This is a genomic window from Bacillus aerius, assembly GCF_029894105.1.
GTDB classification, from domain to species: Bacteria; Bacillota; Bacilli; order Bacillales; family Bacillaceae; genus Bacillus; species Bacillus altitudinis.
On sequence record NZ_JARYHO010000001.1, the window covers coordinates 335,663 to 351,960 of the forward strand.

Below are 16,298 nucleotides of genomic sequence, written 5' to 3' on the forward strand. Positions count from 1 at the left end.
GAAGAAGAATGCTAGTTAGTAGACGAAAAGGAAATGCAGCAAATCATATTGTCAGGATCAATGGAAAACGAATCGATCTCAAAGCATTAGAGAAAGTCTTCATGCTTCACTTTCCACTAAAGGAATGTGCGCTCATCCCGAAGAAAAATCAAGAAGGAGGCCTATCGCTTGTGCTGTTTGCACAGGCGAAGGACCCTTCGTTGACAAGAGAGGATATGATGAAAGGCCCGCTTCATCCTGATGAAGTGCCAGCCGCACTCGTCCTCGTCCCTTCCTTGCCGCGAAAAGAAAGTGGAGCGGTCGATACCGAGGCGCTGCTTGCCATTGATGTACTAGATGAAGAGGAACGAAGAAAGATAGAAGAACGCACGAAAGCCATAGATGGAGTAGAGGAAGCAGCCGTTTTGATAGAGAGTCAGACAGAAAAACAAACACCCTATCATTTAGATGACCTCTTCCCAGATAGACAGCGTACAAATGGAAACGAATCGTTTTCAAAAGATGAAGTCAGCCAAACCATACAATCCTCCGTACAAGAAAAACCACCAGCTCTTGTTTATGGAGGTGATGTGATCAGAAAACCAGGTACACCAGTCACATTGACAGAGGTATTGATCCGAGCCGCCTTTATGTCACCAAATCGCGGAGTCACGTATCTCAAAGAAGGCGGTCATGAGGTGATCCGGACTTACCCGGAATTACTCACAGGAGCGGAACGTGTCCTATCTGGATTAAGGGCAGCCGGACTTTCAAACGGCGATCAAGTGCTGCTTCAATTGAAAGACCATCAAGATTTTATCACAGTATTCTGGGGCTGTATTCTCGGTGGAATCATTCCAACCCCAGTCTCTGTACCACCTGTGTATGATGAAATGAATCAAGGTGTGAACAAGCTCAAGGGCGTATTTCAGCTTCAAAATGAGCCATTCATTATTACAAACGAAGCGAGTGCTGAGGACATTGCAGGGCTACGTAAAACGTTTGAATCAAAAGCGATTCCGATTTTAACAATTGAAACATTACTTGCCTGTGACCCAGATGAACAGCATTATGAGCCAGAGCCAGATGAGCCTGTGCTTCAGCTGCTGTCCTCAGGCAGTACGGGTGTGCCAAAGTGTATCCGGCACAACCATCAAAGCATTTTATCTAGAATCATTTCCTTTGAGCAGGCAAATGGTTTCACGCATGAGGATGTATCAATGAACTGGATGCCGCTTGATCATGTAGGGGGCATTGTCATGTTTCATGTCCATGATGTCTACCTCGGCTGCCAGCAAATTAGTCCATCCATTGATCAATTTATCGAACGGCCGATGGTGTGGCTGGATTGGGTAGAAAGATACGGTGTCACAAGGACGTGGGCGCCAAACTTTGCCTTTGCGATGATGAATGAATATGAAGACGACATTCGCAAAGGGAGATGGGATCTCTCCACCTTGACCTATATCATGAACGCCGCCGAAGCAGTTGTTCCTAAAGTGACGCAGCGTTTCATGCACATCATGGGTGAGCACGGATTAAGCCGCCATGCGATGGTGCCGGCTTATGGCATGTCAGAAACATCATCAGCCATTGTCCAGTCAAAAGAATTCATGCGTCATGATGATCAGGGTGGACAACTGACCATTGATCAGACCACATTAACAAGTGAGATTCAATATGTGACGCACGATCATCCGCACAAGATGACTTTTACAGAAGTCGGTGCACCAATCCCTTCTGTATGGATTCGGATTGTAGACGAGCATCACCAAGTGTTGCCAGAAGATCAAGTCGGCCGCTTGCAGGTGAAGAGTCCAACGATTATGATGGGCTACTATCAAAATGAGGAAGCCAATGAAGAAGTATTTGCGGAAAACGGCTGGTTTCATACAGGAGATTTAGGATTTATTCATGAAGGGCGCCTAGTCCTCACAGGACGGGAAAAGGATATCATCGTCATCAACGGAGCGAACTATTTGAATTACGAAATTGAAGCCGTTGTGGAAGAAGTTGAGGGGGTTGAAGTCACCTTTGCCGCTGCGTACGGTATTTACAATCCCGAATCAAGTAATGACACACTCGCCGTCTTTTTTGTCACACAGAAGGATTCGATAGAGGATCAAATCACAATGATTCAGCAGATTAGAGAGAGCATCATTCGCAAAATGGGAATCGAACCTGACCATATCATTCCGGTGAAAAAAGACCAATTTCCGAAAACAGAAAGCGGAAAAATCCAACGTGCCCAACTAGGTGCGGCACTGAAAGATGGGGTATTTCATGACATTGAACGTGCACTTGATCTTGCTTCAGAAAATGAACAAACCCTCCCAGATTGGTTCTTTAAACGTATTTGGGTAAAAGAGAATATCGGTCCATCTCAGCCAGTATCCACTGATCATGTACTCGTATTTGAGGATGAAAAAGGGCTTTATCAATCGCTTTATACACAATTTGAACAAATGAACCTGCCTTATGTTTCTGTAAAAAAGGGTTATGAATTTTTACGCCTGTCAAAAGGGATGTATCAGATGAACCCTCGAATCAAGGGGGATTACGTCAGGCTTGTGGCGGCGCTTGAAGCCGATGAATTAAAAATTGACCGTATGCTCCACTTGTGGAATGTATCAGACACGGAGATGATTGCGAGCCCTGCGCAGTTCAAAGAACTGAATGCAAGCACTAGCCAATCCATTTTGTATTTGTATCAAGCATTGAGACAAGAAAATAAAGAGCCGATGCGTCTCGTTGTTGTCACAAAAGGTGGTCAATTGGTAAAACCGCAAGATGAGCTTCATGTGGAGAAAACGTCTCTTGCCGGATTATTAAAAACCATCCCGCAAGAATGGGAAGGGGCAGAAGTGTCTCACCTTGATATTGAAGCGGAGAATGTGGAACAGGATGCCAAACATATTGCGGACGAACTAGGTGCGATTCATTTGAAAGCAGAAGTGTCTTACCGGCATGGCCAGCGCCTCGTACCAAAGTTGGAAAAAGTGAATATGATGACGGCACCTCAGACAGAAGGGTTTTTAGAATATGAAGGCTTGTACTTGCTGACTGGCGGGCTTGGCGGTATTGGATTTGAACTGTCTAAGCAAATGCTCCAATTTGGCTTGAAGCTCGTGTTAATTGGACGGACATCTCTTGAAGAAGACAGAGAAAAAGAGGCGTCATTCTCACAACTTAAAGATCAGGGAGACGTTCTTTATGTACAAGCCGATGTGACGAATTTATGTGACGTCGAGCGGGCGATTTATGAAGCAGAAAAGCATTTCGGACAGTCGATCCGAGGAGCGCTTCATTTAGCCGGTGCTGGCAATGTATCTGAGCACTTTCAGCATGTGGATACGTACACACTAGCTCATACAACAGAAGAAGATTTCGTCAAAGAACTTTCAGGGAAGGCAGATGGTGCTTGGGTGCTGCAGGAAGCTTTCAAGCATGACCCGTCAGTTCCACTCGTCTTTTTTGGATCAGTAAATGGCTTTTTTGGCGGCACCACATTTGGCGCATATTCTGCGGCGAACAGCTTTTTAGATGGACTCGCACATGCCCTTACCTATCATGAGGGAAGAAGAGCGATTTCGCTGAATTTCAGCATGTGGGATAATCTTGGTTTGTCTAAGGGACATACTGGGGCCGCGCTAACCGTTCGCAAGGGCTTTCAATTGATTGGAAAAAAACAAGGAATCCATTCATTATGTCTAGGTGTTCGGCTGAATGAAGCGCATCTATTTATTGGCCTAGATGGGGCGAATCAAGAAATCGCTGAACATCTTCAACCAGCACCAATACCACATTTTGAAAAGAAACTGTACTATACGGTGCAATCAGGCAAAGAAGTGGATGCTGACAAGATCACAGACATCATAGAGGGGAAATGGGACATCAGGCAAGTGGAAGATATACCGAAAAAACAAGATGGCTCTATTGATCACGAAGCCCTCAAACAGTTCCATCACAAACACGCACAGCCGTTTGAAAAGCAATTGCCAGAAACGAAGACAGAGCAGGTGCTTGCGGCCATCTGGGAGGATATTTTAGAAGTCGATCGTGTGTACAAAGAGGATCAGTTCTTTGACCTTGGTGGACATTCATTAAAGGCCACTCAAACGATTTCTCGTATTAATCATGAGTTTTCAATAAAGGCACCGCTAAAAATATTATTTGAAAGCAAGAATCTGGCACACTTGGCACAAATGGTCGATGACATCAATGGAGCACCAGCTATTCAGGAAGCCAGCATTCCAAAGCTGGAAAAACGAACAAGCTATGAACTGTCACACGCTCAAAAGCGAATTTGGTTCTTATCTACATTAGAAAAGAGCCATCATTACAATATATTAGGTGCTTGGAAGCTGATGGGCCAATTACACATCCAAACGTTAACAAAGGCGATCGGTCTCTTAACAAAACGTCATGAAGCACTGCGCGCAACATTTCAAACCATTGGCGGCAAGCCGGTTCAAGTCATCCGTGAAGATCTTCCGCCATCAGTAACCGTTGCGAACTTCTCATTATTTAATGAAAAAACAAGAGCGAGAAGATTGGAACAGCTGATCCAGCAAGAGGCGAACCGCATCTATGACTTAGAACGGGGACCGCTTGCACAATGGACAATTGTTGATATGGGGAAAGAGGAATATTACTTGCTTTGTGCGCAGCATCATATCATTTCCGATGCATGGTCGCTCAGCCTGCTTATTCAAGAATTAGAAGTCGTGTATGGTGCGCTATTATTAGAGAAAACGCCTGAGCTACCAGCACTTGAGATTGAATGGACCGATTATGTTCATTGGGAGAATGAGCAATTAAAGAACCACCATGAGGCTCAGAGCTATTGGCTAGAAACGTTACAAGGAGAGTTGCCGGTATTAGAGCTCCCGTTTGACCGTCCTCGTCCGCCGATTCAAACATTTAATGGAGCTACAGAGAAAATCGTGATAGATGAACCGCTTGTTCGGCGTTTACATGACTTGTCGAGGCAGCAGGGGACAACACTATTTATGACGATGTTGTCAGCCTATTATGTCCTGCTTCACAAGTTGTCTGGACAAACAGATGTCATTGTTGGATCGCCGATCGCTGGCCGTGATGTCGAACAATCAGAGAAGCTCGTCGGCATGTTTGTCAATACGTTGGCGCTGAGACAGGACGTTTCAAAAGCCGATACCTTTGCCGATTTACTGGCAAAGGTGAAAGAAATGACGTTAAAAGCCTTTGAGCATCAGCATTATCCATTCGACAAGCTTGTGGATGACCTTTCAATGGATAGAGACCTAAGTCGTTCACCAATCTTCCAAGTCGCCATGGGGTATGTCACTGATTCGCTGGATATCAACCTAAAAGGACTGACATCGGAACAAGTGATGGTCCATCATACCGTCTCTAAATTTGATCTCACCTTGCATGTATTTGAGCAGGAGGACAAGCTGTCTATCCATGTGGAATATAATACGGATTTATTTGAGCAAGAAACGATCCACCGTATGATGAATTATTATCTCAATCTGTTAGATGGCATGACGGCTCAGCCTGAACGGACATTTGCTGACTTTTGCGTCATGGACAAAACAGAACAGGATGCCATGATCATAGGGAAAAATCAAACTGACACGCCTTATCCAAAGCGTACGCTGCAAGAATTATTTGAAGAACAAGTGCAGCGTGACCCGCACCGGATTGCTGTATCTTATATGGAAGAGCATATGACGTATCAAGATTTAGACGAGAAGGCGACAAAACTGGCTGCCTATTTACAGTCAAAGGGCGTTGGACCAGGTTCACTTGTCCCGATGCTGTTTGATCGTTCGTTTGACATGATGGTCTCAGTTCTAGGGATCGTCAAGTCGGGTGCTGCTTATGTACCGATGTCACCTGAGTATCCAGATGCCCGCATCGGTCTGATCGTTCGCGATACACAAAGCGATATCATCTTAACCCAGTCGCATCTGATCAATCGTTTAGACGATCTGAGCGGCACAAAGATTGAAATGGACAAGCCGTTACCAGAAACAGGCGCAGTGTATCAAAGGGAAAAATCGATTGTAGGAGAAGACCAGCTTGCCTATGTTAACTACACTTCAGGCTCAACAGGCACACCAAAAGGCGTGATGCTTCCTCATGCAGGAGTGGTCCGCTTAGTGAAAGAAACAAACTATATTGAGCTTGGTTCAGAAGATAAAATGCTTCAGCTGTCTAACTATGCATTTGATGCCTTTACCTTTGAATTATGGGGAATGCTGCTCAATGGCGGTCAGCTGGTTCTGATCCCGAAATATGCTGCTCTGAATATGGACGAATTAACTCGTTTAATCAAAATGCATCAAGTCACAGCCAACTGTTTGCCAACTGCATTATTCAACCGGCTGATTGAGCATGATCCAAAAAGTGTAGCTGGATACCGTACATTACTTGTTGGCGGAGAAGCCATGTCTAGTGAGCATGCACGAAAGGCATTGCCGCATATGAAGGGTGTGCTGATCAATGCTTACGGTCCAACAGAAAACACAACATTAGCGACCACTTATCAAGTCACACACGTACCCGAGGATGCAAGATCAGTGCCAATCGGTGTGCCAGTCGCCAACTCAACGGTTGTCATACTAGATGATCATCTCAATCCAGTACCTACAGGCGTCAAAGGAGAAATCTATATCGGCGGAACAGGGGTGGCAAAAGGATATCTGCATGACCCAGAGCGCACGCAGGAGCGGTTTATTGACAATCCATTCCCGGCATTAAAAGGGGACAAACTTTATCGTTCCGGTGACCTAGGGAAATGGCGGTCTGATGGCAGTATTGAATACCTTGGCCGAAAAGACAACTTGGTCAAAATTAGAGGCTACCGAATTGAATGTGGAGAAATTGAGACAGCCCTGCTCAAACACCCACAAGTAAAAGAATGTACCGTCATTGCTAAAACGTACGGCAGCTCAAAACGGCTGGCAGCCTACCTTGTCACAGATGGGGGAGAGCCTGTTCCCGGATGGAAAGCATTTTTACAGGAAAGCCTGCCAGGCTATATGATTCCAAGTTACTTTATCGTACTTGACGCAATTCCTGTCACAACAAATGGGAAGGTTGATCAAAAAGCATTGCCGGAGCCGACAGACGCAGTCTCTTCCTCACATGAAGACGATCAACCGGCAACAGAAACACAGCAGCTAATTGTGACAGCTTTCAGTGAAGTGCTTGGTGTCAAACGAGTAGGAATTCATGATTCATTCTTTGATTTAGGTGGAGATTCCATTATGAGTATTCAAGCCGTTGCCAAATTAAAAGAAAAAGGTGTCCGTGTTGATCCGAAGTGGATTTTCATGCACCCAGCGCCAGCGCAGTTAGCGGCATATTTGGACACAGTGCCAGAAACAGGCGAGCATGTCGAAAGAGCGCCGAAAGACTATGTGATCGAGTTGAAAAAAGGGGATCCGGCTGAACCGAGAATTTTCTTTGCACCGCCTGCTGGTGGAACGGTGATGGGGTATATCGATGTGGCCAAGCTCATGACACATGAAGGAGCTGTTTACGCCTTGCAGTCTCCAGGCTTGTATGAGGATGAAGAACCACAATTCCTTCATTATACAGAGCTTGTCACCATTTTTATTGAAGCCATTGAGACATTCTATCGACCAGGCATTGATTATTTGGCAGGGCATTCCATGGGCGGACATCTTGCTTACGGAATGAATCAGAGACTCTGTCATGCAGGAAAAGCGCCAAAAGGATTGATCATTTTAGATACGGTTCCGGTATTAAGAGATGAGGCAGATCAAGCGCTTCATGCCGATATGAACGAAGAAGAAGTGAAAATGCTCGCCCTCGTCCTAGGTATGGGGAACCTCGTCGGCATCAAACCAGAAGCATTACAAGGGCTCAGCTTCCAAGAAGTGAAGCAGAAAATCCTCAAAGAAGCAGAAAAGGATGAAGTCGTTCATCAATTTATGAATGATCACTATTTAGATAAATACTTGCAAATGCAGACTCATAATACCATCATGTCACAAGCCATTGAATTAGAAAAAGACCCATTCTCTGTGCCGTTTTATATTATACAAAGCAGCGAACACGCCACAGATTTCCAGAAGAAATTTGCCGATTGGGAAGCTTACACGAGAGAAACGTGCTCGTATTATCAAATAAAAGGCGACCATGTGACCATGATGAAAAGACCGCAGGCAGATCAACTTGCGCAGATTCTTGAAACGATCGTAAAGGGGTAAGGACGTATGAACCAATTATTTAAAACCTTTGAAAAAAAATCAGATCTCATTCAGCTTATTTGTTTTCCTTTTGCAGGCGGATATTCCGCCTCTTACCGTCCGCTCTTTGAACAGCTGAAGGACACGGCCGAAGTGACAGCAGCAGAACCTCCGGGTCATGGAACGAACCTCATGCCGCTTGAAACAAGCATTGATCGGCTGGCTGAATTGTATAAAGAAGGACTGACAGGCAAATTAAACCGTCCATTTATTTTGTTCGGACATTCCATGGGCGGACTTGTGGTGTACAGGCTGACTCAGCTGCTAGAAAAGGAAGGCATCGATCCGGCAGCAGTTGTCATTTCTGCCATTCAGCCGCCGCAAACAAAAAGACAAATATTGACCCATTTATCGAATGAAGCATTTGTTCAGCATATCGCTGAAATGGGCGGGATTCCAAAGGAATTGTTAGAGAACAAGCCAATGATGGATTACTTTACACCATCCTTACGTGCCGACTATCAAGCATTAGAATCCTTCCAGCATACAGACAAAACAATCATTGAATCACCCGTTTATTTATTGAACGGAAAGCAAGATAAGAAATGTATGGAAGACGCAGACGGCTGGCTAACATGGGCAAACGCCATCGAACGCACTGATTTCGAAGGAGGCCACATGTATATCAACACACACCTCGAGCAGTTCGCAGAACATATGAGGCATGTCATTGAGCAGACAACAAAAAGGCAATTCATCAGCCAATAAAAGAAAACAACGGCCCCGTCAAACGAGGGCCGTTGTTTTCTATAGCTGAATATCATTTTAAACGCAGAGAAACTGCTATTTAGGATAACGTTTCAAAGAATCTTTTTTCAAGCTGACCTTCATCAAATATTTCTTCGGAAGGTTTTTTTTCTGAATGAACGATTTGTCCTTCATTTATAAAAAGGATCTCGTCACATAAGTTAGCGGCAAATTGCAGGATGTGTGTAGAAAGAATGATCGTTTTATTTTGAGCCTTAAATTCTCTTAGCTGTCTTTTCATAAGTGTCATATTTGCTGGGTCTAGACCGGTAAATGGTTCATCTAATAAGATAATAGATGGATTGTGTAAGGTGGTTAATATAAAAGAAATTCTCTGCCTCATCCCTCGGGATAGAGAAGAAGAGCGAATATGGGCTTGTTTTTCAAGCCCATATTTTTCTAATAAATGTTGAATCTGTTTTTTATTTAACGGTTGTTCAACTAACATGGATTGATATTTAATCAATTCGAAGCATGTTAAGTTTTCAAAAAGTGTTGGATCATCTTCCATGTAACCGACAGTTGAAAAACCATTTGCTATATCTTTTGGTATGATCAATTCACCTTTATCTGGTGTGATCAACCCCGCGATTATTTCAAGAATGGTTGTTTTTCCAGCACCATTTTTGCCTAATAATCCAACAATTGAGCCTTTATGAAAATGTAATTCATGAATTGATATTTTGAAGTTGGACTCTGTATATTCCTTGATTAGATCATGAATTGAAAGCATACAATCCCTCACTCGAATAATGTTTTAACTGATTTGCAGTTTTTGTTAATCGTTTTATCCCAAAATAAAAACATGATGACGATGATGATCACTGTACAAGCAATCATGATCGTATTTGCCGCAATAAAAGAGGCTAGGTTATATGAGGACATAACGGATAAGCCTAAAATGAAACTGAAGCAAAGGTTTAATGTTAATTTGCTCAGTGTGCTAGGAACTTGATACACATACTCCCATTTAAAATAAGGAAATAGAACAGTAGAACCAACTGTGCATACGCCTATTAAAACGCTACTAACTAACAAAGTAAATATCACATAAAAGGGGTGATCTACATTTATTGTAAAAGTAGAAAAGATAGCATATACAATACAAAAAAACATATGTAATAAAACGGATAATATCAACTTAGAGTTTATTTTGTTCTTTATAAAGTGAGGTAACCTGTGTTTTAAAGGAATAATGGGACCATCAACATCAAAAGAGACATAAGATTGAAGGGCGTTAGAAATAAAAATCATAGGGAATATCACACTAAAGATAAACAAAAAATCATTTTCTATATTCAGTGTTTCGATTTGGTTTGTATGAACACCATACAGAATGAGAGTAAATAGACCACCAGATATTGTTAATATAAATAGTGAAACCGACCATTGTATTGGAGGGTTTCTCAAAAGAAGGGTGATTTCAAAAAATAAAATATGATCGAAAGATCTTGATGTTGTGTTTTGATGATGTCTATCCTTCTCATCTGAATGGAAGATAGACGTATATCTAAGGTTCTTTTTCCAATTGATTAACAAAATAAGACTAGTAAGAAAGATCAAAGCAGCAAGCGTAAGCACCAATTGGTTAGAAAAAGGAATAGAAAATAATTCGAATTTAAAAACAAAAAACATCCAAGAAGCAATGATCCCAGTGGTGATGTATTGAATCATGGGTGTGATTGAAAAGAATCTAGGTCTAGTAAGAAGTAATAATAAGTTCAATCTAAGTAAATATCCGAATAATAACGAGCTAATGCCTAAGGCTCCAAGAATAAAAGAATGATACAAAGCATGTTTGTTTAAAATCATGCAGAAAGAACCTAAAAAAAAGCATATAAAACCAATCATGACACCGAAAAATTTACTCATATCTTTCCCAAAAATATATTGATCCATATTCAATTTCAGGATGGCCATCTGTTTTTTATCTGAAGAAAATAAGATGCGCATAAGACTTTTATCAAGGTGAATCGTTGTTAAAAAAATGAAAAATGAGATGTAGATGATTGATACGTTTTTGACAAAAAACGCAAGCAGTCCACCTAGGAAGAGTGGTGCTAGTATGTAGTTCATCACAAATAACACATATAAATAAGGTCTGTTACGTTGATAGCCTCTTAACTCGTTGAGGATCAATATCTTTGTATATACTATAAATATATGCACTCATAACACGTCCATTTTAGTTTGTATAATAAGGAAAGGTTCTCTCTCCTTATTATACAAAAAAATACAAGACAATAAATGGTTTTGTTGTTAGTTTTGTCTAGTTCTTCTGTGTTGAATTCCCCTTCCTCACCACATTCCCGCCAATCACTCCGCCAATAACGAGCACAGCCCCGATGAGGTGAACCATATCAATCGTTTCATGTAAAATAAGCACGCCAGCGGCAATGGTAATGAAAGCAGAAAGATTGTTAAAGATACTCACTTTTGCTGCTTCAAGGTGGGAAAGAGCATAGTTTGATAAATACGCTGTGAGCAGTGAAGAGAGAATGCCTAAAAAGAGCATAGACCATACAAAGGATGGCTGCGTAAACGGACTAAAAAACTGCGGTAGTGTAGCATTTACCGAGTGCCGAATGAGAGCAGCAGCATTAAAGAAGACAAATCCAAAGAATGTCATCACGAAAGTCAGTTCAATGACATGGAATCGCCGTGTCATCACTCTGGCAAATACGCTATAGGCACTGGATGATAAGGCTGAAAGTAAGATCAGCACATAACCAATGAGATGAGAATGTTTCACATCAATTCCCTTCACCACAAAGAGGAGCATCACCCCGGACACAGAAAGAATGGTAAACAGCACCTGAATCGAGGTAGGACGTTCCTTTAAACACCATGCTGCAAGCACCATTGTCAAAATAGGGATGGTCGCCTGAATAATGCCGGCCTCTGATGAAGAGGTGAACATCAACCCCCACACTTGAAATGCAAAAAACAACACAGGATAAAGCAAGGAAAATGGCACAATGTAAATGAGATCACGCCATTGAATGGAAAAACGGTACTTTTTTCGTAAAAATGGAAATAACAAAAGAGCGGCTGCGAAAGAAACGGTAAATCGGTGTGCCAATACATCAATTGGATTCGCTGATGCTAAGGCTACTTTGACAAACAAGAATGAAAAACCAATAATACAAGCGTATGCGATCGAAGCAGCATACGCTTTTTGTTTTGACATATCCATCATAATTCTCCTTACACGAGCATGCATGCTTCAGTTGAATTGACCGGTTCTGTCTTTTTATCGTAAACGGATCAAGTAAAGTGTACAATAAGAGTTATTGATATCTGTACCGGTACAAGGAGGGTAGTACTGTGAGGAAATATGATCAGCTTGTGTTGAATATAAAAAACAAAATCGAGAGCGGTGAATACAATGCTGGAATGAAAATTCCATCCATTCGTCACTTAGCGGCTCAATATGCTGTGAGCAAAAGCACTGTCATAAAAGCACTAGACACATTAGAGCGTGAACACTTGCTGTACTCTGTAGAAAGAAGTGGCTATTTTGTCGTGAAAACCAATCAGTCATCCGTTAAGAAGGGCAGCACATGGATTGATTTTGCTTCCTCTGCGCCTGATCCCATTGTATTTCCATATGTCGATTTTCAGCACTGCATCAATCAAGCGATTGATCTGTATCAAAATGATTTATTTATCTATGGCACCACCAATGGATTACCATCTTTACTGCCAATCATTTCAAAGCGTTTAACGGATTATCAAGTGTTTGCCTCTCCAGAACAGATCGTCATGACTTCTGGTATTCAGCTGGCTTTATCGATTTTAAGCACCATCCCGTTTCCAAATGGAAAACAGACCATATTGGTCGAACAGCCAGGCTATCACCTATTCCTCCAATACTTAGAGAAAAACCAGCTGCCTGTCCGGGGGATTCAGCGGACGGAAAAAGGACTCGATCTTCAGGAATTGGAGCGTATCTTCCGAGAGGAGGATATTCGCTTTTTCTATACGATGCCAAGGTTTCAAAACCCGCTTGGAACGAGTCTGTCGAAACAAGAAAAAATAGCGATTGCAGCCCTTGCCGAAGCATATGATGTCTACATCGTTGAAGACGATTATTTGGCTGATTTAGAATTCGATACAAAAAGAGACCCGATCTATTCATATGATCAGGCGGGGAAGGTCATTTATTTAAAAAGCTTCTCAAAAATCATTTTTCCGGGGCTTAGAACAGGTGCTGTCGTCTTACCAAACGAGCTGATTGGCCCCTTTAGTGAACATAAACGGCTTATTGATATCGACAGCTCGATGCTCTCGCAGGCTGCTTTAGAAATTTATTTGAAAAGCGGGATGTTTGAGCGTCATAGAGAAAGGATGCAGGCGACCTATAGAGCTCGATCCAAACAACTTGTGGCCTGTTTGAAAAATGATCAAGGCGCTTATGAGTTGGGAGAAGAGGAGCCAGCTACCCATACCCACGTTCGTGTCGACCGGTCCCTTCCGATGAATCAGCTCATTCAGCAGCTAAAAAAGGCTTCTGTGATGGTTCAGCCGATCGACCGCCATTTCATTTCTACTTATCAAAAGGAGCCTATACTTCAACTGAACATTTGGCATGTAAAAGAAGAGGAAATCGCACGAGGCGTCGATTTGCTAAAGTCATCACTTCAACAAATCACACGTTATTAAGGCGAGATAGCATGTTCTCACAAGTGAGTATCTCGACGTGCTCAGCCGCAGCGGGTTTTCTTGTACAAACGGCCATTTGGTAGGCAGGATCAAGCGAATATGTTTGGACAACGCAAGGGGCTTCGTGATCAGGTAATCTCAAAGTAGCCTGTCCATCCTCTGACAAGCGAGCGGTAAAGGATGAAAGACCATAGGATATTCCCTTCCCTGTCAGCTTGATAAAAGCCTCCTTCATGGACCATAAATGAAAGAAATAGGCTTCCTGCCGTTCTGCCGGCTGTGAGAGTAAATCTTGATATTCGTCAGCTGAAAAAAATCGTTTGGCAATGGCGAAATCAATCGGTTTAATCTCTTCAATATCAATGCCAACAGGCGCATCATGTACTGCGCCCACGACCCAATCACCAGAGTGAGAAAGATTAAAATGAAAAGAAGGAATTTGCCGGACAACAGGCTTTCCATTCCCTTCTGTTTCAAAAATGATCTGTTCCATAGGCAGTGCGTACATCTCATGAATGATGTGACGAATCAGTACCTCACCTAAAAGCGTTCTTCTTGCATCGATCAAAAAACGAAAGCGCTCAGCGGCGGCGCGTTTTTCAAGTGATACAAAAGGCTTCAGCTGTTCTATTTGTTTTCGTGCATTTCTATCATCTAAAGGTTGTAATTGAATAGCGAAAATCTTCATAACGGACCTCAATTTTTTACATTTATTGTACCATTGGATGAACCCATGCAAAAGAGAAACAGACATCCTGTTTAATGAAAGCACAAAATGACAGGAAGGTGCGGGCGGTTCTCGATTTAGTGGGAAAGGATGATTCTCCAGATCATGTGACATTGATTTGGATTCCAATCCGTAAACAATCATAAAAAAGGCAGCGTATCTCGCTGCTTTTTATCCTTGTTTGAGGACGTGAACACCGTTTGGATCGGTCGTATTCATCCCATGAGAATCCATCATCTTCACTTCAAGTAAAGAGAGACGTTCTCCCTTTTTCCAATGAATAGGTTGTGTCAAACCGTCCAGCAACTGATCGACCGCAGGTGTATGAGTCAAATCAGGTACTGCGATCGTCATCTCGGCAATTGCTTCTTCACCAGTTTCAATCACATCTGTCCGCCGCTGCAATTCAAGCCTTAAGCGCATTGGTGTAGAAAGAAACGTTCTTCGCTCCCCGGTCTGGATTGCCCAGTTTCTCTTTTGCGCTTGTACCAGAAGCTGATCATATTCATCATCAGTCACTAGAAAGCCGATGTGATCAAAAAGGACTTTCTTACTATAGCCAAATGTGATATTGATCTGTCCCTTTCTCATCTCAATGATTCGGAAAGAGGGCTTCTTCTCTCTAAAATCATCCCATGTCTGCGGAGGGGGAAAGGAACCTTCCTTTGCGAAACGACCCTTTACTTCAAAGCCTAATGAAGTGTACGCCTGCTCCGTCTCCTCAACAAATGGTGTCCAGTAATGATAATGGAAAAGCTGCATCAGAGGATCATCTCCTGTTTTAAGAATATTGCGTCTATTTAGTTTAGCACAAAACAAGCCATTCTTTTAGTAGAATGGCTTGTTCTTATCGGATAAGGGTTTGGACAGGTTTCTCCGCTGTTTTTGTAATGAGCAGCTGCAAGAGCCGTGTCGATTGTGGCAATGAAAAGCGAAGGACGAGTCCAGTAAAGATGGCCGTCAGAATCGTTCCAATGCCAATCGGGCCGCCGAGCATCCATGCAAATAGAAGCACGGTTAACTCAATACCATTTCGAACCCACTGTACGTTCAGCCCTGTTTTTGCTGAGATGAGCAGCATTAATGAATCTCTTGGCCCAGCGCCAAGATTAGCTGAGACATAAATGCCAACGCCATACCCAGACACAATCACGCCCGTAATAAATACATATAAAGCAGGTAAATACCCATGTGGTGCAGGTAATACTGCATTAAAGAAATCAATAAACACGCCAATCAGCACCATATTGAGCAGGGCGCCGATCTTTGGAAAAGATTTCGTGAAAACAGATGTCAGTGTCACAATGAGTGCACCAATAATGATCGACCATTGTCCAATGGTTAAACCAAAATGCTGAAACAGTCCATAATGAAAAGCGTCCCACGGACCAATGCCAAGGATCTTTCCTTTCACTGTCAGCGATAGTCCAAAAGCAAGTACAATCAATCCAACAAAATAAAAAAACCAACGTAAAAGATGTTCCCGCTTCAAAAGCTTTCCCTTCTTTCTTAAACACTCGATTTCAATCGTAACATACTCGCACGCCCCTTTAAATGGCTTTGCTCAATTGTAATCGCTTACTCGATAAAAAGAATTTTTTCCATAAAAAGAGCAGAAAACATCAAATTTTGGAGCAAGACTTTTGCCTTGTTTTTTTTAACAAAGTGAACCAATAATTAACAATTTTTATGAAAACAAGAAAAAAATTCAATATAAAATGACAAAAAAACAACCTTTATCCAATTAAAGAATATTCAAGATAAATTAGAATAGATTGTATGTAAATTGCGCCGTTAGGCCTGTTTTTATTGATAGATAAAATATTTAATACACGATAAAAAAACTTGTTTTATTGGAAAAAACATAGATGGATCAGATGTCGAAAGCTGTATATGACAAAAGGGCTATTTTT

At 42.2% G+C, this 16,298-nt stretch carries 9 protein-coding genes; 3 read left to right on the plus strand and 6 right to left on the minus strand.

Annotation, left to right across the window (positions count from 1 at the left end; all coding sequences use genetic code 11):
* Positions 1 to 8 precede the first annotated feature (8 nt).
* Positions 9 to 8,207, plus strand: a complete 8,199-nt coding sequence (locus M2353_RS01610) for a non-ribosomal peptide synthetase (RefSeq protein ID WP_284724812.1) — start codon at positions 9 to 11, stop codon at positions 8,205 to 8,207.
* 6 nt (positions 8,208 to 8,213) lie between these two features.
* On the plus strand, positions 8,214 to 8,954 hold the full coding sequence (locus tag M2353_RS01615; protein WP_024720177.1) for a thioesterase II family protein: 741 nt from the start codon (positions 8,214 to 8,216) through the stop codon (positions 8,952 to 8,954).
* Positions 8,955 to 9,033: 79 nt separating this feature from the next.
* Here the strand turns inward: M2353_RS01615 and M2353_RS01620 are convergent, their stop codons facing one another.
* The 3 genes from M2353_RS01620 to M2353_RS01630 form a co-directional block, all read right to left on the minus strand.
* Positions 9,034 to 9,726 carry an ABC transporter ATP-binding protein gene (locus M2353_RS01620; protein WP_284724813.1) on the minus strand — a complete coding sequence of 231 codons (693 nt, stop codon included), beginning with the start codon at positions 9,724 to 9,726 and terminating at the stop codon, positions 9,034 to 9,036.
* Positions 9,727 to 9,734: 8 nt separating this feature from the next.
* Positions 9,735 to 11,069, minus strand: a complete 1,335-nt coding sequence (locus M2353_RS01625) for a hypothetical protein (protein WP_284724814.1) — start codon at positions 11,067 to 11,069, stop codon at positions 9,735 to 9,737.
* 193 nt (positions 11,070 to 11,262) lie between these two features.
* Positions 11,263 to 12,192, minus strand: a complete 930-nt coding sequence (locus tag M2353_RS01630; protein ID WP_425332862.1) for a DMT family transporter — start codon at positions 12,190 to 12,192, stop codon at positions 11,263 to 11,265.
* 128 nt (positions 12,193 to 12,320) lie between these two features.
* Between M2353_RS01630 and M2353_RS01635 the strand changes: the two genes are divergently transcribed.
* Entirely contained in the window at positions 12,321 to 13,658 is a 1,338-nt protein-coding gene (locus M2353_RS01635) for an aminotransferase-like domain-containing protein (RefSeq protein ID WP_284724815.1), read from the plus strand.
* Here the strand turns inward: M2353_RS01635 and M2353_RS01640 are convergent.
* The 3 genes from M2353_RS01640 to M2353_RS01650 form a co-directional block, all read right to left on the minus strand.
* The gene (locus M2353_RS01640) at positions 13,645 to 14,346 is read right to left on the minus strand and encodes a 4'-phosphopantetheinyl transferase family protein (RefSeq protein WP_284724816.1); all 702 of its coding nucleotides are present in this window, start codon (positions 14,344 to 14,346) and stop codon (positions 13,645 to 13,647) included. The two genes, M2353_RS01635 and M2353_RS01640, sit on opposite strands and share 14 nt — an antisense overlap.
* A gap of 210 nt (positions 14,347 to 14,556) precedes the next feature.
* On the minus strand, positions 14,557 to 15,147 hold the full coding sequence (locus M2353_RS01645; protein ID WP_041508242.1) for a hypothetical protein: 591 nt from the start codon (positions 15,145 to 15,147) through the stop codon (positions 14,557 to 14,559).
* A gap of 85 nt (positions 15,148 to 15,232) precedes the next feature.
* Positions 15,233 to 15,877 (minus strand): YczE/YyaS/YitT family protein, encoded by a 645-nt coding sequence (locus tag M2353_RS01650; RefSeq protein WP_058336822.1) that lies wholly within the window; start codon positions 15,875 to 15,877, stop codon positions 15,233 to 15,235.
* Positions 15,878 to 16,298: the final 421 nt, after the last annotated feature.